This window comes from Bacillus sp. NPDC077411, assembly GCF_044543425.1.
GTDB lineage: Bacteria > Bacillota > Bacilli > Bacillales > Bacillaceae_G > Bacillus_A > Bacillus_A bruguierae.
In genome coordinates this window covers 269,869-293,205 of sequence record NZ_JBITWA010000002.1, presented here as the reverse complement: position 1 = coordinate 293,205, position 23,337 = coordinate 269,869, and the positions used below count along the sequence as shown (strand labels likewise).

Sequence of the window (23,337 nt, the reverse complement as noted above, 5' to 3'; positions counted from 1 at the left end):
ATACCCTAGCCGTGTGAGACTAGGGTGTAACAAACTACACACCCTTTTCCGTCTCACAGGACTGAATTAAAAGGCTGTCTTTATGAAGCAATTTGCTTTGATTGTTTTTTCGTTTTTATTTCAGGTAAAACTAGATTTAACAGTACTCCCACCATTGCCGCAAGAGCCATACCTTCCATCTGAAAAGACTGACCAATATGAAGCACTGCACCGCCGATGCCAATGACTAGTATAACAGATGCAATCATTAGATTACGTTTATCTCCAAAATCTATTTTCTCATCTACTAACATACGTAAACCGCTTGATGCAATAACACCGAAGAGCAAGATTGATACACCGCCCATTACCGGCGTTGGAATCGAATGGATAAGTGCTGAGATTTTCCCAATAAATCCGAAGATAATTGCAAATATTGCTGATCCGACAAACAAGTACACGCTGTATGCTCTAGTGATCGCAAGTACCCCAATATTTTCACCATACGTTGTATTTGGTGGTCCTCCAATTGTGGACGCGATAAATGTCGCAATGCCGTCCCCCATAATAGAGCGATGCAAACCTGGTTTTTCAATCAAGTCTCTATTTACAACATTTCCAAGTACAATTTGATGTCCGATATGTTCTGAAATTGTTACGACTGCAACTGGTACCATTACTAGTACGATTTTCCACGAGAACTCCGGTGTATATGTGACAAATGGTACTACGAAGTCCGGTACTTCGAACCACTTTGCTTCTACCACTGGTTTCAAATCGACTAAGCCCTGGAAGTAAGCAAAGATATAACCACCTATAATTCCAATTAAAACTGGTATGATGCTAAGGAAGCCTCTTCCAAAAATCGAGCAGATGATTGTAATTGCTAATGTTACGAGTGCAACGGAAAAGTGTGTAAAGCTATATTTTCCATCTGCATTATTCATTGCCATATTTACCGCTGTATGTGCAAGCCCAAGTCCAATTACCATAACAACTGGACCAACTACAATTGGAGGTAAGAGATTCATAATCCAGTTTGATCCAGACTTTTTAATTCCAAGTGCGATTAACATGTAGACAAGACCGGCTAGCATTCCGCCGAGCATAGCTGCTCCTGGGCCACCTGCTGCTTTTGCTGTAATAATCGGTGCAATGAATGCAAACGATGATCCGAGGTAAGCAGGCACTTGTCCTTTCGTCACAAGCAAGAATGCTAGCGTTCCTAATCCACTTGAAATTAAAGCAACTGCTGGACTTAATCCTGTTAAGAATGGAACAAGCACCGTTGCCCCAAACATTGCGAATAAATGTTGTATACTTAACAATAACCATTTCCCTGGTTTCGGTACTTCATGAATGTCTAACACTGGCTTTTGTTCCATTGTTATCTCCTCCTCCAATGTTGGAAACTTACAATAAAAAAACTCTTTGCGCCTATGCACAAAGAGTCCTATACTTACGTATGTCAAATTAGACATATGAAAGTCAAGACCCTTTGGCAGCCTCACAGGACTACATTTAAAAGGGCTTTATTTTTCGTATATGCTTACTCGATCTTGTTTATCTGTTTCTTGAAGGTCTACTTCAATACGTTCTTCGCTTGATGTTGGAATATTTTTTCCTACATAATCAGCGCGAATTGGCAGTTCACGGTGACCTCTATCTACAAGAACAGCTAGCTGAATTTGTGATGGTCTACCGATGTCCATTAATGCATCCATAGCAGCTCGCACTGTTCTTCCCGTATATAATACGTCATCAACAAGAATAACTTTTTTATTCGTGATGTCAACAGGAATGTCTGAACCTTTTACAAGCGGTTCTTTATTTTTAGATTGCAAAGTCAAATCATCACGATATAATGTAATGTCTAATTCACCGACAGCTATTTCTTTTCCTTCAATTTGCCCAATTCGTTCTGCTAAGCGCTGTGCAATGAAAATACCGCGTGTTTTAATCCCAACTAGAACACAATTTTCAACACCCTTATTGCGTTCCACAATCTCATGACTAATGCGTGTTAAAGCGCGGCGAATCATTTGATCATCTAGTACCACTGCTTTTTCATTCATGTTCTTCACCTCCAGGCTTTTTTCTTGCGTGAGAGGAATGGTATAAAAAAAACCTCTCGTCGTGTGCGAGAGGGTTTTCTGAAAAAGGGTACAAATACCCTACTTATTTCAAACCGTTACCTTCTCAACCTCACGGGGTTGTGTTAAAGGACTTATTCAACTGCTGTTATTATGTCAGTTTTTATAACGATTGTCAATATTATTTTCGTAAATCATTTAGAAGATCTGTAAAGAGTTGTGGAACTGGTGCTTCAAATTCTAAATATTCACCTGTGCGCGGGTGAATGAAACCTAAAATACCTGCATGCAGTGCTTGACCATTTATATCAAATGTTTTCTTTGGGCCATATTTTGGGTCACCTGCAAGTGGATATCCAATATATTTCATATGTACACGAATTTGATGCGTGCGGCCTGTTTCTAATTGACACTCCACATGAGTGAAATTATTAAAACGTTCTAGTACACGGAAATGAGTCACAGCATGTTTTCCCTTTTCATCAACGGTCATACTTTGACGATCTTGTTTATCACGACCAATTGGAGCATCAATTGTTCCTTTGTCATGCGGGATAACACCGTGAACAATCGCTTGATAACGTCTCGTTACCGTTTTCTCTACAAGCTGATTGACAAGTGCCTCATGTGCCATATCGTTTTTTGCCACCATCAATAACCCAGATGTATCTTTATCAATGCGATGCACAATCCCTGGGCGCATTACGCCGTTAATACCTGATAAATCTTTACAGTGATACATTAAGCCGTTCACTAACGTACCGCTCGTATGCCCTGGTGCTGGGTGTACAACCATGCCACGTGGCTTGTTTACAACAAGCACATCACTATCTTCATAGTAGATCTCTAAATTCATATCTTCTGGAAGAATATCTAATGACTCCGGTTCTGGAATGGTAACTGTAATTTCATCATTTGTTTTTACTTTATAATTCCCTTTAACGTCTTTACCATTTACCGTTACAACACCATCTTTAATCCATTGCTGTACTTGTGAACGAGACCATTCATTGTTCACCCCAGCAACAAATTTGTCAATCCGTTCATTCTTTTGCTCTTCTATAACTGTTACTTGTACTACTTCGCTCATTATTTACTCCTTTGTGTTCTTTCCTTCTAATAATGTTTGAATAATAATTAATGCAACCCCAACACATAGCGCCGAGTCTGCAATGTTAAATACCGGGAAGTTGTATGAAAAAATATACGTATGAATAAAATCAACAACTTCTTTTCGTACTACACGATCAATAAAATTACCAATGGCTCCGCCTAAAATAAGCCCAAGTGAAATGCCGAGAAGCTTGTCTGTCTTTGCGTATTTTTTCATATAAAACAGAATAAAAATAACAAAGATAACGGTGATAACATAGAAAAACCACATTTTATTTTCTAAAATGCCCCATGCAGCTCCGCGATTGCGGTGAGACGTTATATACAGTACATTATCAATAATTGGAATGCTCTCACCTAATTCCATTTCCTTTACGATAATCCATTTTGATACTTGATCAATGGCAATCACGAATAATGCTATTAAATAATATATCATTTTCATTTCCCCCACAATGACAGTGTACCTCAAAATTTTAGCATAGCTGCTATGTTTTCACAATGAAGCATCGCATGGGAGCATAAAATAAATTGAATTAGGTAATATAATATTGTTGTCTTTAAATTGTTTTTACTTTTTCATAGAAACATTCATGAACTGTACGTGCTGTTGGCATGCTTTTTAATTGCCTAAGTGTCATTCTTTGTCCGGTTTCCTCACAAATTCCATACATGCCTATTTCTATTTTCCAAAGTGCTCGCTCTACATCTTTTAAATCTTCTCTTATATCATGCAATAATAATTTATTTTTCACATCTGTTTTGGCCATAGCTAGCAATTCCTGTCCAAATTCTACCTCATACGCATACAACTCTTCTTTTGCTAATCGCTGCTGTAATTCCCGCTGCATTAATTGTAATTCTTCTTGGATTTCCATGTATGTGTCAGTCACAAGCGCGTCCCTCCCGGCTGGAATGTATCGTTAGTTTATCCGAAAAGAAAACGATTACTGCACACACATTTTTCCTTCGAAGGAAGAAAAAATCGACTGCCTTGTTTACAGTCGATTTCTCTCATCTCATTATTTTACATAATGTTCTGTTACAACTTCTCCGCAACGCTTACATAATGTTGGATGGTCCGCATTACTTCCTACTGTTTCAGAGACAACCCAGCATCGTTCACACGTTTCACCAGTTGCTTGCGTTACAACAACAGCTGTATGTTCATATTTCGGCGCATCAGCTGGCGCTTCTTCCATTGTTCCACCAAGATGGTACTCAGAAACGATAAATAATTGTTTCACATCTTCTGTAATAGATTGTAATAATTCTTTCATTTCTGCTGTTGGATAAAGTGTGATACTTGCATTTAATGACTTACCAATCACTTTTGCATTACGTGCATCCTCTAACGCTTTTAATACATCATCGCGAAGTGTCATAAATGCATCCCATTTTACTTTTAATTCTTCAGCATCTTCTACTTCTACAGCTTCTGGCATATCAGTTAATTGGACGCTCTCTTCTACAGCGCCAGGGATATATGGCCATACTTCATCTGCTGTATGCGGTAAAATTGGCGTTACGAGTTTTGTTAATGCAACAAGTACATCATATAATACCGTTTGAATTGCACGGCGATCGTGATTATTTTCTGCTTCGATATATAAAATATCTTTTGCAAAATCTAAATAGAATGAACTTAAATCAATTGTACAGAAGTTATGAATCGCATGATATACAGCAGCGAATTCATACGTCTCATAAGCATCTTTTACTTTTGTAATTAAGTCATTTAATTTCACTAACATGTAGCGGTCAACTTCACGAAGTTCTGCAGCAGATACCGCATCTTTACTTGGTTCAAAATCAGCTAGGTTTCCTAATAAGAAACGGAATGTATTACGAATTTTACGATATACTTCTGCTACTTGTTTTAAGATATCATCAGAAATACGTACATCAGATTGATAATCAACTGAGGATACCCATAAACGTAAAATATCGCCGCCTAATTGGTCCATAATCTTCTTCGGTACAACAATGTTTCCAATAGACTTACTCATTTTACGCCCTTCACCATCTAGTACAAAGCCGTGACTTAAAACGCCTTTATATGGTGCTTTACCTGTTACCGCAACTGCTGTTGATAATGAAGAGTTAAACCAACCACGATATTGGTCAGATCCTTCTAAATATAAATCAGCCGGACGTTGCAAATCATCACGCTCTTCTAATACAGCTTGATGAGAAGAACCAGAATCAAACCATACATCCATAATGTCTGTTTCTTTTCGGAATTCGCCATTTGGGCTAGATGGATGTGTAAACCCTTCTGGTAATAAGTCTTTCGCTTCACGTTCAAACCATATGTTTGAACCATGTTCACGGAATAGCGCTGCTACATGGTTAATTGTTTCGTCTGTAATAATCGGATCACCATTTTCTGCATAGAATACAGGAATCGGCACACCCCATGCACGTTGACGAGAAATACACCAGTCACCGCGGTCACGAACCATGTTGTGAAGACGTGTTTCACCCCAAGCTGGCACCCATTTTGTTTCCTCTACTGCTTGTAATAATTCTGTGCGGAACGCTTCAATAGATGCAAACCACTGTGCTGTTGCACGGAAAATAATTGGTTGTTTCGTTCTCCAATCATGTGGATAAGAATGCGTAATAAATGTTAATTTTAATAACGCACCAACCTCTTCTAATTTTTCTGTAATTGGTTTATTTGCTTTATCGTAGAATAATCCTTCAAATCCAGGTGCTTCGCTTGTTAATACACCTTTATCATCAACTGGGCAAAGAACCTCTAAACCGTATTGCTTTCCAACAAGGAAGTCATCTTCCCCGTGTCCAGGTGCTGTATGTACACAGCCTGTACCAGCATCTGTTGTAACATGCTCACCAAGCATAACAAGAGAATCACGATCATAGAATGGATGTTTCGCCGTTGTATACTCAAGTTCGCTACCTTTTACTGTTTTCACAACTTCAGTATTTTCCCACTCTAATGTTTTGGCAACTGTTTCAAATAACTCAGAAGCAATGATATACTTCGCATCTGCTACTTTTACAATGCTGTATTCAAGTTCTGGATGAACAGAAATACCTAAGTTAGCTGGCAACGTCCAAGGTGTCGTCGTCCAAATAATGAATTTTTCGTCGCCTTCTAAAACATTCTTTCCATCTTTTACAGGGAATGCTACATAAATAGATGCAGATTTTTTATCTTTATATTCAATTTCTGCTTCTGCTAATGCAGATTCACTCGTTGGAGACCAGTACACCGGTTTTTGTCCTTTATAGATATAACCCTTTTTCGCCATTTCACCAAATACTTTAATTTGCTGTGCTTCATATGCTGGCTTTAATGTAATGTATGGATTATCCCAATCACCGCGTACACCTAAACGTTTAAATTGCTCGCGCTGACGGCTTACTTGTTCATATGCGTATTCTTCACAAAGTTTACGGAATTCAGCAACTGTCATTTCTTTACGTTTAACACCTTTATTTGTTAAAGCTTGCTCAATTGGTAATCCATGTGTATCCCAACCTGGTACATATGGCGCGCAGTATCCCGTCATCGATTTGTAACGGACAATAAAATCTTTTAATACTTTATTTAACGCATGTCCCATATGAATGTCGCCGTTCGCATATGGCGGTCCATCATGTAGTACAAATAGCGGACGTCCTTTTGTACGTTCTTGTACTTTTTCATAAATGTTCATTTCAGCCCATTTTTCTTGCATTACAGGCTCACGCTTCGGTAAATTTCCACGCATTGGAAATTCTGTTTTTGGCATTAATAATGTATCCTTGTACTCCATACTTAATTCCTCCTTGAATATATAACAGAAAGACATTTTTCTAAATAAATGGAATAAAAAAGAGACCTTCTCATCCCAAAAAAGGGACGAGAAGGTCTCCCGCGGTACCACCCTAGTAGACTGCTATATGTAGCAATCCTCTTTATATTCTTAACGCGAATACACGCCTCTGCTTACTTTGTTGTTCAGCGAGGAACTCCAGGGTGATATTCCCATTCTCTCCTTATCCTGAGCTTCCACCGTCCTCAGTTCGCTATATAAGGTATGAAAAAAGTACTTATCCCTATCTTCGTTTTTCTAAAAAATTATGTTGTATAGAATTATATGTAATAATGAGAAAAACGTCAAGCTTACACTGTCTCTTCTTTCTTAAGAAGCTCATCTACTTCTTCTTCTAACTCAATTAGCTTGTCCCAATCATCATTGTTTAACATCTCAAGCTGCGCTTCTAATAGCATGCGGAAACGTGTACGGAACACCTTTGCTTGCTTTTTCAATTCTTCAATATCAAATGCAACTTTTCTTGATTTTACTAACGCTTCGTTAACAATACGGTCCGCATTTTTTTCTGCTTCACGCACAATTAACTTTGCTTCTTTTTGTGCATTACGCTTTACTTCTTCTGCCGCTTCTTGTGCTACAACGATAGATTTATTTAATGTATCTTCAATATTGGAGAAATGTTCTAATTTCCCTTCTAGTTGTGCAACCTTTTCTTCTAATGCTTTTTTCTCACGAATTACTAATTCATAATCTTTAATGACTTGATCAAGAAATTCATTTACTTGATCCTCATCATAGCCACGAAAGCCGCGACTAAATTCTTTATTATGAATATCTAACGGTGTTAACGGCACAAACGCCACCTCCAAGTAGGTTATCTAAATTTTCCTTTTTAATTATATCTTTTCTTCGACAAAATGGGAGATTTTCCTTCTAAAAAAAGAAATCATTTTAAAATACCATACAAAATTCTCCATTTATCGCGCTTTGTTTTTCCCTCAACAGTGAGTAATTTACTTCTACCATGACCTCTTATAGAAAATACATCTCCCGGAAAACATTCATAAGCAGATTGCTCAACTACTTTCCAGTTCACTTTCACAAGACCATTTTTAATGAACGGCTGTATCTTTTGCCGAGATAGATGGAACATTTCTGCTAGTAGTACATCTAATCGAAGCGACGAGACAGTCCCTGACTTTTCATCCCACTGATCTTGTATATGTAATGCATGATCAATTGACACAGGTGATAAAGATACTTTTGTTTTTCCAATCGATTGTAAATTCATTTCTATATACGATACAACTTCTTTTGCAACTACAATTTGGGCACGATCGTTCTGGGGCCAAATATCTCCGCATTTCTCTCGCTTTAAACCAAGAGACATAAATGCTCCTAATATTTGACGATGCTCCAGCGTATAAAATTTAGAAGGATAGTCAATTTCTAATATTTCTATTTGAAACTCTTCTGCATTCGGCATAAGATAATTGGGATAAATTAACGCTCGTTTTCTTTCTGCACTCGGAGCAGCCCCGTATAACTGAAAGGCAGCATCTCCTTGATGTCCAACAATCATAGAAACAATCTGTTGTTCTCGCGGGTCAAGAAAATCAGTAAGTTTCACTTGATGGTATTCTTCTGCTGCATGCTTCCATTCTAATACTTTATCAACGAAAACTGTTTCTTCAGGTCTAAAATGTTCATAAATGCTCATCTATACTTGATTACCTTAAAAATAATTCGAATATACGTACTAATCCTGAACTTGCAAAACGTAGTACAAGAATCGCCACGATTGGAGAAATATCAATTACACCAAGTGGTGGAATAAACCTCCGGAACGGTTCTAAATACGGCTCACAAATACGGGCAAGAAAATCACCAAATGTCGACTCTCTTGCTCCTGGAACCCAAGTCAAAAGGATATAAATAATAAGCGCATATGAATATAACTCGAATAGATAAAGCAAAATTTGTAAAACCAGCGTCATAGCGCACTACCACCTTTTTATATTTGTCTCTTCTTCTTCACCAAACAATTCAGAAATTGCTCCAACAATATCTACATTATCCGGCGTACATATAAATGTTTTGGGACTTAATTTTTGAATATCTCCGCCTATCGCATATACAGTTCCACTTAAAAAGTCAACAATACGCAGCGCTTGATCTGTAGACATACGTTGTAAATTAATTACAACTGCACGACGACCTTTCAAATGATCAGCAATCCCCTGTGCTTCTGAGTACGTACGAGGCTCTAATAAAACAACTTTCGAAGGTTGTTTCGCTGTTTCAATGCTTACTACGTTTTGTTTCGGTTGTACCTTTGCAAGAGGAATATCTGACTCTGGTTCCTGTTGTTTTTTCATTTCATTTTGCTCCTTTTCGTAAGCATAGTGTGCTTCTCGCTCTTCTGGTGTGTCAAAAAAGAAATACTTTACTTTTGACCAACTCATAATCAAACTCTCCTTCCCTCTATTCTTTTCCCACTAAAATCGTTCCCAAACGAATAAATGTAGCGCCCTCTTCAATTGCAATTGTATAATCATTCGACATTCCCATTGATAACTCCGTACACGGAGCATGCGATAGGTTTAAATCTTGTACTTGTTTTTGCAGTTTACGCAACATTTGAAAACAGCTACGAATTTGCATTTCATCGTCTGTGTAAGGTGCCATTGTCATCAGTCCGACAACTTCAATTTTATCAAATTGTTGTAAGCTGCAAATAAACTCAACCGTTTCCTCTATGTTTAGCCCTTGTTTAGACTCTTCTTCTGAGGTTTTTATCTGAACAAAGCAACGAATCGGTTTCATTGCTCGTTTTTGAATTTCTTTTGCAAGTGAAAGACGATCAAGTGAATGCAAATAATCAATCTCATTTACAATCTCTTTTACTTTTCTAGATTGCAAGGAACCGATAAAGTGCCACGTCGCTTTGTTTCCAAAATACTCATACTTCTGTAAAAGACCTTCATTGCGATTTTCTCCAAGATGTACAAGCCCCGCTTGTAGCACTTTATTTGTTTTTTCAATCCCTACTGTTTTTGTAACAGCAACAAGTGTAATTTCGTCTATAGATCTATTCACTCGCCTACATGCTCTTTCAACTTCTTGCCTAACATATGTTAAATTCCCTTGTACTGTCACTGCTTTTCATCCTCCTTAAAACCAATAAAACTAAGCATTCTTCCCGTCTTCCCATGGTCGCGTCGATGTGAGAAAAATAATTGCGTTTCACAGCTTGTACAAAGAGATGACATGGCAATCTGCTCTTCTTTAATCCCGGCTTGTAAACATAGCAACCGATTTATTTCTTTTAAATCTATTGCATATTGTCCATCAGAAACCATGTCATATGGAACGGAACCATGAAGCACTTGTTTAGCGGCAGATAATACACGTTCATCCACAACATAACAACACGCGCCAATAGACGGACCGATAGCAACATGTATATCACCAAGCGGTATACCTTCATCTTTCCACTTACCGATCATTTCACTCGCAATTCCTTTTACAGTTCCTTTCCAGCCAGCATGTGCAAGTCCAATCATTCTATAAGATGGCGCATAAAAATAGAGTGGTACACAATCCGCATAGCAAGATGTTAATAGCACATCTGTGTCTTTCGTATATATGCCATCAGTATTCGGGATACCGTCTTCATAGGAAAAGACACCTTTTCCTCTCTCTTGTTTGCCCACTTTTGCAACATGATGATCATGAACCTGTTCAGAACAAATCCAGGTCTCTAATGGAACGTGTAATTTTTCTGCTAAAAGACGTCGATTTTCATGAACATCTTCCACTTTGTCATGGACATGTAGCCCCAGATTCATTGTATAAAACGGCCCAGTACTCACTCCACCTTCTTTTGTGGTAAATCCAGCTATAATGGGTCCAAGTTCTTCCCACATATGTAAATGTAACATACCGTCCTTATATGTAAATGGTTCTCTCATAAAAAGGCTCCTTATAATAAAATAACATAAAAAGTATGGTACTTCCTGTCTATTTTACCATACTTTTATTTTTCCATAATGACAACATTAAAAAAAAGAGAAACTTGTAATATTTTTCAAAAAGTTGTTGGTGTTTGTAATGTTTCTGTAACTGTAGGAACATGATCTGCTCGAACTAAAATAACATCCTCCCCTATTTTTACAATTTGTTTCCAAGGAATTACAGATTCTTCTTCTTTTCCAAATAACCCCAACATTTTCCCTTGTTTCGTAATAATAACTGCCTGAATTTTCCCTGTCCTCATATCAATATCAATATCTCCAATGTTTCCAAGTTTCTTTCCATCTGACACATTGACAACATCTTTCATTTGAAATTCTGAAATGCGTATCATTGCAACCCTCTCCTTTTCCTCATACTTAACTGACAATCGCAATTTCACCTCAAGTAAAAAATAAAGTGAAACTTCCATCATTGGGGGTTTTTTTCATCCCCCACTGATGGAAAGCCCTCACCTATCTTCTTCGCTTCTCTCTGCATCTTGAGGTGCGGACCGTTAATGCGCCTTCATTAGTAGAGAATATGTCCCTTCACGTACAAAACTTTTTCTTTATAGCCATTATATGAATACGCCATCTTTCCTATGAACAGAATTTCCCCTCAAAACTATAAAAGGTCTCATCATAAATGATGAGACCTTAGCCTTGAATTGTTTTATTCATTTGTTTAATTGCTGATTTTTCAAGACGTGACACTTGCGCTTGAGAAATCCCAATTTCCTCAGCCACTTCCATTTGTGTTTTCCCTTGAAAGAAACGCTTGCGAATAATCATCTTTTCTCGTTCATTTAATCGCTTCATTCCTTCTTTTAATGCTAGCTCTTCGACCCATTGTTCGTCCCTTTGTTTATCATCACTTAACTGATCCATAACAAAAATTGGATCCCCACCATCATTGTATATTGGCTCGAATAATGAAACTGGATCTTGAATTGCATCGAGGGCAAATACAATTTCTTCGTGCGTCACATCAAGTACTTTTGCTATATCCATTGCTGTTGGCTCCTTCGAATTTTCAGCAATAAGTTTTTCGCGTACTTGCAATGCTTTATAAGCAATATCTCGCAAGGAACGCGATACTCGTATTGGATTATTATCACGTAAATATCTTCGAATCTCTCCGATAATCATCGGTACAGCATATGTTGAAAATTTAACATTTTGGCTTAAGTCAAAATTATCAATGGATTTCATAAGTCCAATGCAGCCAACTTGAAATAAATCATCAACAAACTCCCCTCTGTTGTTAAATCTTTGGATGACGCTTAGTACAAGACGTAAGTTTCCGTTTACTAGTTTCTCCCTTGCGCTTATATCACCGCTTTGCATTTCTCGAAATAGCCGTCGCATCTCTTCGTTTTTTAGTACTGGAAGTTTAGATGTATCAACACCGCAAATTTCTACTTTGTTTCTCGTCAAAGTGTTCCCTCCTATCGGGAGTTGCTGTACAGTGTAAAGTATCTCCTTTGGAGGGAATTTTATGCATATATTTATTTATCTCACTTTATCAAATGAAACTTACATTCTTTATAACGAGACAATCGGCCGTTTAGCCTCATCTCATACCATTTTATTAAATTCTTTACGAAGCCTTTTAATAATCCGTTTTTCTAAACGTGAAATATAAGACTGGGAAATCCCAAGCATATCTGCAACGTCCTTTTGTGTTTTTTCTTCTCCACCATCTAACCCAAAACGAAGTTCCATAATCTGCTTCTCTCGATCATTTAATTGATGCAATGCCTTCATAAGTAAATGGCGGTCAACAGTTGCTTCCAAATCCTTTGTAATAATGTCCTCATCTGTTCCTAAAACATCTGATAACAATAGTTCATTTCCATCCCAGTCAATATTAAGAGGCTCATCAAATGACACTTCTGAACGATTTTTATTATTTCTCCGCAAATGCATCAATATTTCATTCTCAATACACCTTGAAGCATACGTTGCAAGTTTAATCTTTTTTTCTGGATTAAATGTATTAACCGCTTTAATTAAACCAATGGTTCCAATACTAATAAGATCCTCAATATTAATTCCTGTATTTTCAAACTTTCTGGCAATGTATACAACAAGACGTAAATTGCGTTCTATTAAAAGTGACCTTGCTGTTTCATCCCCTTTTGGTAGTTTTTGCAACAAAATTTCTTCTTCTTCTTTTGTTAATGGCGGTGGCAACGCTTCACTTCCACCAATATAGTAAATTTCATCGGTCTTTATTCCAAGTTTTAGTAATAACTTATACCAAAGATAAGTTAACCGAAATTTCAGTTTCAATCTAATCCCTCCGTTTCTGTATTAAGCAATTGTTATTTTTTGTGACAATAACATTTTTGGATGTAAAATACATTGATACTCACCATTCGCTGATAACTGCTGTGCATTCAAACCAATTAATACTTTATTTACAGTAACCTTTGTACCTTCATGATAAATTTGTACAAAGTCAGGCTTAAACGCCCATAAAAATTGTTGGTTAACCCCTACAGCTCGGTAGGGAATTAAGCGCAAACGTGTTGCCCACTTTGATTCTTCATCTGGTATATGAGGAATTGCTGTTTTCATTTGAACTTGTTCTATTAGCCACTTGGGTAGCACATGTTCCAAAGAAGAAACATGTATAATCATAACTGGTGTTTTTGTAAGCGGGTCATACAATTGATTTCCACTATCAATCAATCCCTCCAGTTGAATATCATTTATATCAATTTTGATATCTACTTTCACAATTTGCTCATAATGAATTTTTGTTACTTCTACATCTGCAATTCTCTTTTTAGAAAAATAGTAGATAATAGGAAACCCGATTATTACAAACAACCAACTTACAGGATCACCATACGAAATGGATTTTATCGAAATGAGTCCATTCATCATGTCATTCGTTTGAAGAAAAAAATGTGTGCCAACAAGGCCTCCTCCTACCATAAACGTCACAAAATAAAACATTAAAACGCTCTGTAAAAATGTCCGAAAACGAATAAAGCCAAATGTAGCATAAACAATAAAAAATGAATATATTAATTTCATTACAGGATGTGTCATCAACGATGCTAACGGCGTGAATGCAAAAATAACAATTGTTGAACCGATACATGCGCCAAGCACAAGTCTCCATCTTTTCACTTTCCGTTTTAAAACAATTGCTGTTAATAGAAGTAAAAGAAAATCAATGCAGACATTTAATAACCATATAATGTCGGCGTAAACGATCAAACGGTTCACCTCTTTTTTATAAAGTTGAGACTAGTATAATGCATATCCAATGGAAAAGTGTGTCAATTCACGGAAGGGATTTTTTGTTATTTTGAAACTTTGAGGAATAATTTGTCATGTAGAAAAAGAAGACTCTTTAAAAATAAGCTACTGGAAAAGCGCTTTCTTTGAGTAAGTAACGGAATTGGCATCAATATAAAGTGATTCCTCCATCAGTGGGGATTTTACTGCCTGTGAATAGCGGGATAAAGGAAATAAAAAAGACAACCATCTATTCATAATAGAGGATTGTCTTTTTTATGTTTCCATGAAATACGAAAATTCATCTCGATACTTATGGACAGTAAGAACTTGATTGATTCAACTAATAAGCAGTGGGGGCTCCCCACTGCTTAAAGTTTCACTTTACAAACGCTCCCTTAGCGTCTGCGACGATTACGTAAAAATGCTGGAATATCAATATCATCTACATCTGTATGACGATCATTTCCAACCGGCTCTTCACGCTTTATTTCACGCTTTACTTCACGTTGTTTAACTGGTTGTACTGGTTGCTGCACACTTTTAGTAGCAGTTACTGTAGAACGAGTAATTGGCTTAGGTGGTTGCATTGAGATGCTATCATCAAAACCTGTTGCAATCACTGTTACAACAATTTCATCCTTTAAGTTTTCATTAATAACAGAGCCAAAAATCATATTTACTTCTGGATCTGAAGCTGAAGCTACAATATCTGCCGCTTCTTGTACTTCATATAAACTTAAATTCGTGCCACCTGTAATGTTCATAATAACACCTTGTGCACCATCAATAGATGTTTCTAGCAACGGACTAGAAATCGCACGTTTCGCTGCTTCTGTCGCACGGTTTTCACCAGTTCCAATACCAATACCCATTAAAGCAGAACCTTTGTTAGACATAATTGTTTTTACGTCTGCAAAGTCTAAGTTAATAAGACCAGGCGTTGCAATTAAGTCAGAAATACCTTGAACACCTTGACGTAATACGTTATCTGCTTCACGGAATGCTTCAAGCATTGGTGTATTTTTATCCACAATTTCTAAAATACGATCATTCGGGATAACAATGATCGTATCTACATTTTCTTTAAACGCAGCAATTCCAGATGTAGCTTGCGTTGCACGCTTACGACCCTCAAATGTAAATGGGCGCGTTACAACCCCAACTGTTAATGCCCCTAGCTCCTTTGCAATTTGTGCAATAACTGGAGCTGCCCCGGTCCCAGTTCCACCGCCCATACCAGCTGTGACAAAGACCATATCCGCACCGCGAAGTGCTTCTTGAATCTGCTCTTTACTTTCTTCAGCAGCTTTTTTTCCTACTTCTGGGTTTGCTCCAGCACCAAGTCCACGCGTTAATTTACCACCGATTTGCATTCTTGTTTCAGCTTTTGATAAATTCAGTGCTTGTGCATCTGTGTTTACAGCGATAAAATCTACGCCCTGTACGCCATTTTCAATCATACGATTGACAGCATTGTTTCCTCCGCCGCCAACACCAATAACTTTTATATTTGCTAATTGATCTTGTGTAGTATCAAACTCTAACATGTCGAAATCCCCCTAGAACCTCATTTTTCGCGTTTAAATCTAATCCCATAAATATCGGAATACGCGCTTCACTTTTGACATCATTCGTTCATTGTTATCATTGTTATCATTGTTATCATTGTTATTACGAGGCTTTTGCTTTACCGGTTGTTGCACTGCAGCAGGTACTGGTGCATGTGTATGCTGTAACTCATAGTTTTCCTGCTTTTCCTGCACACTCTTTCCTCGTAACTTAGCTTTTTGGTATGCATTTTTAATAAGTCCAACACCAATTGTATATTGTGGTTCACGTACACCAATATAATCTGGCGTTGCAATACGAACATTTTGATGTAGAATGTCATTTGCAAGGTCAAGAATACCAGACATAGAAACAACACCACCAGTAAGTACATAACCAGCTGGTAACTGTTTCAGGCCAAGTTTTTGTACCTCATCTTGTACAAGCATAAGAATTTCCTCTACACGAGCTTCAATGATATCAGCTAACTCTAATTGAGAATATTGCTCTGTTTGATCACTGCCCATCATTGAAACAGTAAATATTTCTTCCTCAGATGCTGTATCATAAAAAGCATGTCCATATTTTAGTTTAATTTGGTCGGCATTTTCAGTTGATGTTTTCAATCCGATGGCGATATCTTTTGTAATATGATCTCCGCCAATCGGTAATATACTTGTTGTTTGTAATTCTCCATCTTGGAAAATTGATAATGTCGTCGAGCCTCCACCAATGTCAACAAGAGCGACTCCACGATTTTTTTCATCGATTGATAAAGCAACTGCTGATGCTGCTAATGGCTGAAGGCAAATATCAATTATTTCAAGACCCGCTTTTTCTACACATCGAAGTAAATTATGTAACAATGTTCTCGAGCCTGTAATTAATGTACCTTCCATTTCTAAACGTACGCCAATCATTCCACGCGGATCATTAATTTCATCGAGACCATCTACGATAAACTGTCGAGGTACCACGTCAATAAACTCACGCTCTGGTGCAATTGACACAACTTGTGCTGCATCAAGTACCCGAAGCACATCTTCGTTTCCAATTTCACGGTCTTCATTTGAAACAGCGACTACTCCATGACAAGGAAGAAGCTGTACTTGATTTGCATTTACACCTACAACAACGCGTTCAATGTGTATTCCTACCATGCGTTCAGCTTGTTCAATCGCCTTTTTAATCGATTGCACAGTCTCATCTATGTCAACAATGGAGCCCTTCTTCAAACCATTTGACTTTACATTTCCAACACCAATAATGTTTAAAGCGTCATTGACCATCTCGCCAATGATGACTTTAACATTGGATGTACCGATGTCAAGACTCACATATATTTCATTGCTGTTCATTCTTTGGCACCTCCTTCTTTATTTATACCATAAAATTCAATATCCGGAACAACAATCATTGTTTTACTATGCTATAAGAAAAATATTCAACGTATTTATGCGTTTCCCTTTTTTAACACTATATTTTTCTTATTTTCATTTGGCATTTATTCACTTTTATAATAACTACATGCGAATCACTGTTATATTTTGAAACAATCTTATCTAACTACAAAGATTACCGCCAAATATAAGTCTACACTAAGATGTACTTCTAGAAAAGTGAAACTTGCACCTAAGATTATATTAAAAAAGAAAATAAGGGAAAATATGACTTAATTACATAATTTTTAAGAATACGTTTCTATTTTCCTTAACCAAGCACCCTTTACAGTTAAAATATCCACTCTACCCCGATTTTATCAATCAATTAATTAACATATTCAGTATAAGCTCCTACCTCTAAATGGATAATTGCTTTTTTATCTGGCAACAAGTTCTTAACAATAAGAGGATAAGCTTCCATGCGTTTTGCAAAATCTTGAATAACTGTACTTACTTCGTATCCCTCATTCATATACAGTGTAAGATGATCTGCATACAAGTCTGTTGGCTTGTAATGAATTTCAGAAATGGACCGAAGAACAGCTGGTGTTAACTTTTCTAGTTCAGCAATCAATTCTTTCATTTTCTTTTCTTCAAAAGGAACAAAAATCGGCGCAGCAACTGGTAATTTCCCATTTGGAAGAGCATCTAATGATTTCCCATTTTGTAAAAGGGGATATAATTTTCCTTCTTTATTAATGTAGCCAATTGTTACATATTCCTCAACATTGATGACTATTTTATTTGGAAATTCTTTCTTCACATGGACATTTTTAATTTCCTTTTTCTTCTTTAATTTCGCTTCCGCTTGATGTCCTATAACACTAAAATAGCTTGTTTTATATGCAATCCCTGATTGCTCCATTATTTGTTCATCCGTCATATAATGATTACCATGAACCGTAATCCCCTTTATGTTGCTAAGCGGAGATCGAAAATAAATTAAAAAAAGCACCAATAAAAATAAAATCGATACATATAAAATTAATCGTTTATTTACTTGTTTTTTCTTCTTTTGATTTTTTAATTTTGGTACACGATCTTGTAACTTAATAACTTTACTATTCTTCATGTACGCTCCCCCTATGTAACATAAAGAACGGCATGTTATGCATGCCGTTCTTCTTCTTATTATATCATAAATGATACAAAGCGGGACAGACAACTATTATCTTCCAATGATTTCTACTTCAGTATGCATATCTACCCCAAACTGTTCTTTTATTGTCTTCTTTACAAAAGCAATTAAATCAAGAACATCTTGCGCTGATGCTGTCCCCGTATTTACAATGAAATTTCCATGCATTTCTGAAATTTTCGCACCACCAACTTGATAACCGCGTAGCCCAGCCTTTTCCACTAGGTTTCCAGCATAGTTTGGTAGTGGGTTTCTAAAAATGCTTCCTGCACAAGGATGATTCCAAGGTTGTGTATCACGACGATAATCTTTATTTTTTTGCATGATCCCAATAATTTCGTCACGATTTCCTTCTTTCAACTGCAATTCTGCTTCTAGTACAATACCAGGGCGTTTCTTTTGTAAAACAGATGTACGATAAGAAAATTCTAGTTCTTCTTTCGTTAACCATTCAATCTTTCCATCTTCAAACATCACACGAGCGCTCTTCAAAATTTCAGACATATCCGATTTATGAGCACCTGCATTCATATAAACGGCTCCGCCTACACTTCCTGGAATTCCACTAGCAAACTCTAATCCTGCAAGTCCTTGACGGCTTAGTAAAGTTGAAAGCTTGATAAGAGGATATCCTCCCCCTACACGAACGTTCATTCCGATCACTTCTAAATGATCCAGACCCTCTCCTAATCGAATGACAACACCTTCAATTCCTTTATCTGATACAAGCAGATTTGAACCACGACCAATTGCGGTCCATTTTGTTCCATGCTTTTTCACAAGCTCTAGCGATTTTTCTATACCTTCCACGCTACTTGGAATTACTAAAATATCTGCTGGACCACCGATTTTCATTGTTGTATAACGAGCTAACGGTTCATTTTCTAATACTTTTCCTACCTGTGCTTCCATAAGTTCTTTTACTAATTGTTTCATGATGATCTCCCCCGTATTAAATCTCCGTACTACAGTAGTATGCAGGGCATTCACCTAACGTTATTTTCTACAAGTTTTTTCATAACCTCAAATAATTTGTTTGCTGCATCCGGAATTCCTAATTGTTTTGCAGCTAGTTTCATATTTTGTAATTTTTGTGTATCCAATAAAATTTCATCAATATCACCAAGAAGCGTTTCACCTGTTAAATCTTTTTCAAGAAGCATTTTCGCTGCCCCTTTCTCAACGACAGAAAGAGCATTTTTCTCTTGATGATTGTTTGTTACATATGGACTCGGAATTAAAATACTTGGTTTTCCTAAAGCTGTCAACTCAGCTAACGTTGTGGCACCTGCACGCGAAACAACAAGATCCACCCCAGTAAGTACTTCTGGCATATTATCAATGAACGGCTTAATGATAACATTGTGTGGATTCCCTTTTTGTTTCACCAATTCCATTACTTTATCATAATGCACTTCACCTGTAACGTACAATACTTCATAAGCTTTATTACCAAATTGTTCAATTGCTTCTAAAAACGCATCATTAATTGGTCTAGCGCCTCGGCTTCCGCCAAAAATTAACACTGATTTTTTTGAGAGAGATAAACTGACAGAACGCTTGCCTTTCATACCATTTTGATTCATCACTTCTGAAGCACGAGGATTCCCTGTCATCACAACTTTATTTTGCGGAAAATGTTCTACTGCCGCTTCAAAACAAACTGCTACTTTATTTACGTAGCGACTCAAAAATTTATTTGTTACACCAGGTACACTATTTTGTTCGTGTACAATTGTTGGAATACCCAGTTTAGCTGCTGCGTATACAACTGGACCACATACATAACCACCTGTTCCAATGACAACATCTGGATTAAAACGACGTATGTACCGTTTACTATCCTGTACACCTTTCACAAAACGCATCACCGTTTTCACATTATCAATTGATACCTTTCGCTTGAACCCACTAATAACAATGGATTGAAACGATATGCCAGCTTTGCGAACAATTTTACTCTCCAAACCATTTTCTGTACCAATATATAAAAATCTTGCTTGAGGATGAATTTTTTTGATTTCTCGAATTAACGCGAGAGCTGGATAAATGTGCCCACCTGTTCCGCCACCACTGACTAATACTCGCACTGCCTATTCCTCCACTTCTTTTTCTATTATCCCGCTACTGCCGGGCAATAAAAGTCCGATTTATTTAACTAACCTTACTGATAGTAAATTTCACTGTATGCTATTCATATGTCAATCACTTAGTTTCCATTTTTACATACGAAAAACCCTGTCATAAAAAACAGGGTTTAGTAGCGAGAATGACGACTTATGTTTAGTAACACACCAACCGCCATTAACATAAGGGTCAAGCTAGACCCACCATAGCTTAAAAATGGTAAGGTAATTCCTGTAACTGGCATTAATCCAGTTACAACGCCGATGTTAATCATCACTTGAATCGCAATCATCGCCACAATCCCAACTGCTAAAAAAGTACCGTATAAGTCTGGCGCTCCTAACGCTACACGAATCCCACGCCATAACAACAGACTAAATAATAATAACACAAACGAACCACCAATAAAACCTAATTCTTCAGAGAGAATCGCAAAAATAAAATCTGTTTGCGGCTCTGGTAAGTAAAGAAATTTTTGTCTACTTTGTCCAAGGCCAAGACCAAATAATCCCCCCGGTCCGATTGCAAGTAACGATTGAATAATTTGAAATCCACTTCCAAGCGGATCTGACCATGGATCTAAATAAGATGTAATACGTTTTATTCGATATGGTGCTGATGCAATCAACCCAACAAATCCTGCAATTCCTATTAATCCTAACATGGCAAAATGAAAAATACGTGCTCCCGAAACAAAAATCATAACAATACAAGTTCCCACCATTACAGTTCCCGTTCCCAAATCTGGTTGCAACATAATCATGCCAAATGCAACAAACACAAAACTAAGCGAAGGAAGTAATCCTTGTTTAAAAGACGTAATCATTTTTTGTTTTTCCGATAAAAATTTCGCTAAGAAAATAATCATCGCAAACTTCATAAACTCCGAAGGCTGAATAGAGAATGCTCCTACCCCAATCCAACTTCGAGCCCCGCCGCGCACCAGTCCAATACCCGGAATTAAAACTAAAATAAGGAGAACAAAACAGATGAGTAAAATCACTTTGGAATATGTACGCCACACCCAATAATCAATCTTCATAATAAAAAACATAGCAACGACACCAATTCCAGCAAATAACAATTGACGCTTTGCAAAAAAGAATGAATCTCCCATTTTATACGAAGCCCATACAGCACTAGCGCTGTATACCATCACCATTCCTACTGTCAAAAGTAACAAAGTTACAATAATAAGAATAAAGTCAGGCGTCTTCTTTGCCCGCAATGAGTATCACCTCTTTGAATGCAGCTTTTCGTTAACCATACTTTTTTCACAACCGAAGTCTCATTTATTCAGGCAAGCAGTCTGATTCCATCGCAAAATTGTGCAATATCAAAGAAGAGATGTATGAAAAACTGCCTGTAAGAACCCATTTGGTGAAGGCTTTCTATTAGTGGATGGTAAATCCTCTCACTAATAGAAATTTCACATTATTCTACCTATAAAAGAATCATCAGTAGGAATAATCCCCTGATGATTCTTTCACTTTATACTAGCTTATGCACAGCTTGTATAAACATGTCTCCTCTTTCTTCAAATGTTTTAAATTGATCCCAGCTCGCACATGCAGGAGATAAGAGAATTACATCTCCTTCTTCAGACAAAACAAACGCTTGTTGTACTGCTTGTTCTACATTATCAACACATGTAATTACTTTCATTCCAGCCTTTTCCGCAGCTTTGACAAGCTTCGGTGCAGTTTGTCCAAATGTAAATAGCGCCTTCACATGCTCAAAGTATGGAATTAAATCATCAAATTCATTCCCACGATCTAGTCCACCAGCCAATAAAATGACTGGTTGCGTAAATGCAGACAACGCTTTTTCTGTCGCCAGCATATTTGTTGCTTTCGAATCATTATAAAACTTGCGATTTTGAATCGTCGTTACATATTCTAAACGATGCTTTACACCTGTAAATCGCTTTAAAACTGCTTCAATTGCTTCATTTGCAACTCCCATAAGCTTTGCAATACTCATAGCAGCTAGTATATTTTCTAAATTATGTTTACCCGGCAATACGATATCTTGAATATCAATCACTTTTTCGCCTTTGAAGTAAAGAGCACCATCTTTTACACAAGCGCCGTCTTCAATCATTTTCGTCGTAGAAAAGTATACTTTTTGTCCTTTACTTTGCTCAGATAACACCATTACATCTTCATCGTCAGCATTAATGATGCTAAAATCATTTTCAGTTTGGTTTCTAAAGATATTCGCTTTTGCTAAGCCGTACTCTTCCTTCGTACCATGATAATCTAAGTGTGCTTCAAATAAGTTTAACAGTACCGCAATCTTCGGTTGAAACGTTTCAATGCCCATTAATTGAAAGGAAGAAAGTTCTGTTACAACCACTTCTTGTTCTGTTACATCTTGTGCAACTTCACATGCTACCGTACCGATGTTTCCAGCAATAACAGGATGTTTTTCTCCTTCTTTTAACATTTCAAATGTTAATGTTGTTGTGGTTGTTTTCCCATTAGATCCTGTAATCCCAATAAAGGGCGCTTCAGAAATACGATATGCTAATTCTACTTCTGTTACAATCGGAATATTTTTTTCTTTTGCCGCTACAAGTAACGGATTAGAGTATGGAATCCCTGGATTTTTTACAACAACAGAAATATTTTTTTCTAATAATTCTAAAGGATGACCACCACATACAACTTCTATGCCTTGCCCTTGCAACTCTGTCGCTAACGGATTTTCAGCGAGCGGCTTGCTATCATTTACAATCACATTTGCTCCAAGTTTCTTTAATAAGACAGCTGCAGCATAGCCGCTTTTTGCCATACCTAATACAAGAATATTTTTATTTTGATAGTCAAT

General features: G+C 37.1%; 23 protein-coding genes and 1 other annotated feature. All 23 genes read right to left on the bottom strand.

The window, feature by feature from the left end; translation table 11 throughout:
- Nucleotides 1-80 precede the first annotated feature (80 nt).
- The 23 genes from ACIGHG_RS04900 to murD all read right to left on the bottom strand — a co-directional run bounded on the left by ACIGHG_RS04900 (nucleotide 81) and on the right by murD (nucleotide 23,301).
- Nucleotides 81-1,364 carry a solute carrier family 23 protein gene (locus ACIGHG_RS04900; RefSeq protein ID WP_090914425.1) on the bottom strand — a complete coding sequence of 428 codons (1,284 nt, stop codon included), beginning with the start codon at nucleotides 1,362-1,364 and terminating at the stop codon, nucleotides 81-83.
- 147 nt (nucleotides 1,365-1,511) lie between these two features.
- On the bottom strand, nucleotides 1,512-2,054 hold the full coding sequence (gene pyrR / locus ACIGHG_RS04895; RefSeq protein ID WP_090914423.1) for a bifunctional pyrimidine operon transcriptional regulator/uracil phosphoribosyltransferase: 543 nt from the start codon (nucleotides 2,052-2,054) through the stop codon (nucleotides 1,512-1,514).
- A 199-nt stretch (nucleotides 2,055-2,253) separates the two neighbouring features.
- The gene (locus tag ACIGHG_RS04890; RefSeq protein WP_090914421.1) at nucleotides 2,254-3,162 is read right to left on the bottom strand and encodes an RluA family pseudouridine synthase; all 909 of its coding nucleotides are present in this window, start codon (nucleotides 3,160-3,162) and stop codon (nucleotides 2,254-2,256) included.
- Nucleotides 3,163-3,165: 3 nt separating this feature from the next.
- Nucleotides 3,166-3,624 (bottom strand): signal peptidase II, encoded by a 459-nt coding sequence (lspA, locus tag ACIGHG_RS04885; RefSeq protein ID WP_336473462.1) that lies wholly within the window; start codon nucleotides 3,622-3,624, stop codon nucleotides 3,166-3,168.
- Nucleotides 3,625-3,745: 121 nt separating this feature from the next.
- Nucleotides 3,746-4,078 (bottom strand): TraR/DksA C4-type zinc finger protein, encoded by a 333-nt coding sequence (locus tag ACIGHG_RS04880; RefSeq protein WP_090914418.1) that lies wholly within the window; start codon nucleotides 4,076-4,078, stop codon nucleotides 3,746-3,748.
- Nucleotides 4,079-4,207: 129 nt separating this feature from the next.
- Nucleotides 4,208-6,973: an isoleucine--tRNA ligase gene (gene ileS, locus ACIGHG_RS04875; RefSeq protein WP_396547399.1), complete on the bottom strand. Its 2,766-nt coding sequence runs from the start codon at nucleotides 6,971-6,973 to the stop codon at nucleotides 4,208-4,210.
- Nucleotides 6,974-7,052: 79 nt separating this feature from the next.
- Nucleotides 7,053-7,272, bottom strand: a binding site (T-box leader).
- 51 nt (nucleotides 7,273-7,323) lie between these two features.
- Nucleotides 7,324-7,830 carry a septum site-determining protein DivIVA gene (gene divIVA, locus ACIGHG_RS04870; protein WP_090914414.1) on the bottom strand — a complete coding sequence of 169 codons (507 nt, stop codon included), beginning with the start codon at nucleotides 7,828-7,830 and terminating at the stop codon, nucleotides 7,324-7,326.
- A gap of 92 nt (nucleotides 7,831-7,922) precedes the next feature.
- Nucleotides 7,923-8,696 carry a YlmH family RNA-binding protein gene (locus tag ACIGHG_RS04865; protein ID WP_336473464.1) on the bottom strand — a complete coding sequence of 258 codons (774 nt, stop codon included), beginning with the start codon at nucleotides 8,694-8,696 and terminating at the stop codon, nucleotides 7,923-7,925.
- 10 nt (nucleotides 8,697-8,706) lie between these two features.
- Nucleotides 8,707-8,973, bottom strand: coding sequence for a YggT family protein (locus ACIGHG_RS04860; RefSeq protein WP_336473465.1), 267 nt, complete (start codon nucleotides 8,971-8,973; stop codon nucleotides 8,707-8,709).
- A 6-nt stretch (nucleotides 8,974-8,979) separates the two neighbouring features.
- Nucleotides 8,980-9,441, bottom strand: coding sequence for a cell division protein SepF (locus ACIGHG_RS04855; RefSeq protein ID WP_090914409.1), 462 nt, complete (start codon nucleotides 9,439-9,441; stop codon nucleotides 8,980-8,982).
- Nucleotides 9,442-9,460: 19 nt separating this feature from the next.
- Entirely contained in the window at nucleotides 9,461-10,135 is a 675-nt protein-coding gene (locus tag ACIGHG_RS04850; RefSeq protein WP_336473466.1) for a YggS family pyridoxal phosphate-dependent enzyme, read from the bottom strand.
- Nucleotides 10,132-10,950, bottom strand: coding sequence for a peptidoglycan editing factor PgeF (pgeF, locus tag ACIGHG_RS04845; protein WP_336473467.1), 819 nt, complete (start codon nucleotides 10,948-10,950; stop codon nucleotides 10,132-10,134). The genes ACIGHG_RS04850 and pgeF overlap by 4 nt, the downstream gene beginning before the upstream one ends.
- Before the next feature lie 116 nt (nucleotides 10,951-11,066).
- The gene (locus ACIGHG_RS04840; protein ID WP_090914404.1) at nucleotides 11,067-11,345 is read right to left on the bottom strand and encodes a YlmC/YmxH family sporulation protein; all 279 of its coding nucleotides are present in this window, start codon (nucleotides 11,343-11,345) and stop codon (nucleotides 11,067-11,069) included.
- A gap of 304 nt (nucleotides 11,346-11,649) precedes the next feature.
- Complete coding sequence (sigG, locus tag ACIGHG_RS04835; RefSeq protein WP_090914402.1) at nucleotides 11,650-12,429, bottom strand: RNA polymerase sporulation sigma factor SigG; 780 nt, start codon at nucleotides 12,427-12,429, stop codon at nucleotides 11,650-11,652.
- A 141-nt stretch (nucleotides 12,430-12,570) separates the two neighbouring features.
- Complete coding sequence (gene sigE / locus ACIGHG_RS04830) at nucleotides 12,571-13,287, bottom strand: RNA polymerase sporulation sigma factor SigE (protein ID WP_020059244.1); 717 nt, start codon at nucleotides 13,285-13,287, stop codon at nucleotides 12,571-12,573.
- Between the two features lie 21 nt (nucleotides 13,288-13,308).
- Nucleotides 13,309-14,226 (bottom strand): sigma-E processing peptidase SpoIIGA, encoded by a 918-nt coding sequence (gene spoIIGA, locus ACIGHG_RS04825; protein WP_336473468.1) that lies wholly within the window; start codon nucleotides 14,224-14,226, stop codon nucleotides 13,309-13,311.
- 419 nt (nucleotides 14,227-14,645) lie between these two features.
- The gene (gene ftsZ / locus ACIGHG_RS04820) at nucleotides 14,646-15,797 is read right to left on the bottom strand and encodes a cell division protein FtsZ (protein ID WP_336473469.1); all 1,152 of its coding nucleotides are present in this window, start codon (nucleotides 15,795-15,797) and stop codon (nucleotides 14,646-14,648) included.
- A gap of 39 nt (nucleotides 15,798-15,836) precedes the next feature.
- Nucleotides 15,837-17,156: a cell division protein FtsA gene (gene ftsA / locus ACIGHG_RS04815; RefSeq protein ID WP_396547393.1), complete on the bottom strand. Its 1,320-nt coding sequence runs from the start codon at nucleotides 17,154-17,156 to the stop codon at nucleotides 15,837-15,839.
- 409 nt (nucleotides 17,157-17,565) lie between these two features.
- A complete protein-coding gene (locus ACIGHG_RS04810) occupies nucleotides 17,566-18,312 on the bottom strand; it encodes a cell division protein FtsQ/DivIB (protein WP_336473471.1) in 747 nt (248 codons plus the stop codon).
- A gap of 96 nt (nucleotides 18,313-18,408) precedes the next feature.
- Nucleotides 18,409-19,314 (bottom strand): UDP-N-acetylmuramate dehydrogenase, encoded by a 906-nt coding sequence (murB, locus tag ACIGHG_RS04805; protein ID WP_090914394.1) that lies wholly within the window; start codon nucleotides 19,312-19,314, stop codon nucleotides 18,409-18,411.
- A 50-nt stretch (nucleotides 19,315-19,364) separates the two neighbouring features.
- Nucleotides 19,365-20,468 (bottom strand): undecaprenyldiphospho-muramoylpentapeptide beta-N-acetylglucosaminyltransferase, encoded by a 1,104-nt coding sequence (gene murG, locus ACIGHG_RS04800; RefSeq protein ID WP_336473472.1) that lies wholly within the window; start codon nucleotides 20,466-20,468, stop codon nucleotides 19,365-19,367.
- 167 nt (nucleotides 20,469-20,635) lie between these two features.
- A complete protein-coding gene (spoVE, locus tag ACIGHG_RS04795; RefSeq protein ID WP_090914390.1) occupies nucleotides 20,636-21,733 on the bottom strand; it encodes a stage V sporulation protein E in 1,098 nt (365 codons plus the stop codon).
- Nucleotides 21,734-21,996: 263 nt separating this feature from the next.
- Nucleotides 21,997-23,301: a UDP-N-acetylmuramoyl-L-alanine--D-glutamate ligase gene (murD, locus tag ACIGHG_RS04790; protein WP_396547506.1), complete on the bottom strand. Its 1,305-nt coding sequence runs from the start codon at nucleotides 23,299-23,301 to the stop codon at nucleotides 21,997-21,999.
- Nucleotides 23,302-23,337: the final 36 nt, after the last annotated feature.

What these genes read in the sequence shown, in the direction of transcription:
- ACIGHG_RS04900 (WP_090914425.1), bottom strand. Translation starts at nt 1,364, where the DNA reads ATGGAACAAAAGCCAGTGTTAGACATTCATGAAGTACCGAAACCAGGG.
- pyrR (WP_090914423.1), bottom strand. Translation starts at nt 2,054, where the DNA reads ATGAATGAAAAAGCAGTGGTACTAGATGATCAAATGATTCGCCGCGCT.
- ACIGHG_RS04890 (WP_090914421.1), bottom strand. Translation starts at nt 3,162, where the DNA reads ATGAGCGAAGTAGTACAAGTAACAGTTATAGAAGAGCAAAAGAATGAA.
- lspA (WP_336473462.1), bottom strand. Translation starts at nt 3,624, where the DNA reads ATGATATATTATTTAATAGCATTATTCGTGATTGCCATTGATCAAGTA.
- ileS (WP_396547399.1), bottom strand. Translation starts at nt 6,973, where the DNA reads ATGGAGTACAAGGATACATTATTAATGCCAAAAACAGAATTTCCAATG.
- ACIGHG_RS04865 (WP_336473464.1), bottom strand. Translation starts at nt 8,696, where the DNA reads ATGAGCATTTATGAACATTTTAGACCTGAAGAAACAGTTTTCGTTGAT.
- ACIGHG_RS04860 (WP_336473465.1), bottom strand. Translation starts at nt 8,973, where the DNA reads ATGACGCTGGTTTTACAAATTTTGCTTTATCTATTCGAGTTATATTCA.
- ACIGHG_RS04855 (WP_090914409.1), bottom strand. Translation starts at nt 9,441, where the DNA reads ATGAGTTGGTCAAAAGTAAAGTATTTCTTTTTTGACACACCAGAAGAG.
- pgeF (WP_336473467.1), bottom strand. Translation starts at nt 10,950, where the DNA reads ATGAGAGAACCATTTACATATAAGGACGGTATGTTACATTTACATATG.
- ACIGHG_RS04840 (WP_090914404.1), bottom strand. Translation starts at nt 11,345, where the DNA reads ATGATACGCATTTCAGAATTTCAAATGAAAGATGTTGTCAATGTGTCA.
- ftsZ (WP_336473469.1), bottom strand. Translation starts at nt 15,797, where the DNA reads ATGTTAGAGTTTGATACTACACAAGATCAATTAGCAAATATAAAAGTT.
- ftsA (WP_396547393.1), bottom strand. Translation starts at nt 17,156, where the DNA reads ATGAACAGCAATGAAATATATGTGAGTCTTGACATCGGTACATCCAAT.
- ACIGHG_RS04810 (WP_336473471.1), bottom strand. Translation starts at nt 18,312, where the DNA reads ATGAAGAATAGTAAAGTTATTAAGTTACAAGATCGTGTACCAAAATTA.
- murB (WP_090914394.1), bottom strand. Translation starts at nt 19,314, where the DNA reads ATGAAACAATTAGTAAAAGAACTTATGGAAGCACAGGTAGGAAAAGTA.
- murD (WP_396547506.1), bottom strand. Translation starts at nt 23,301, where the DNA reads ATGGCAAAAAGCGGCTATGCTGCAGCTGTCTTATTAAAGAAACTTGGA.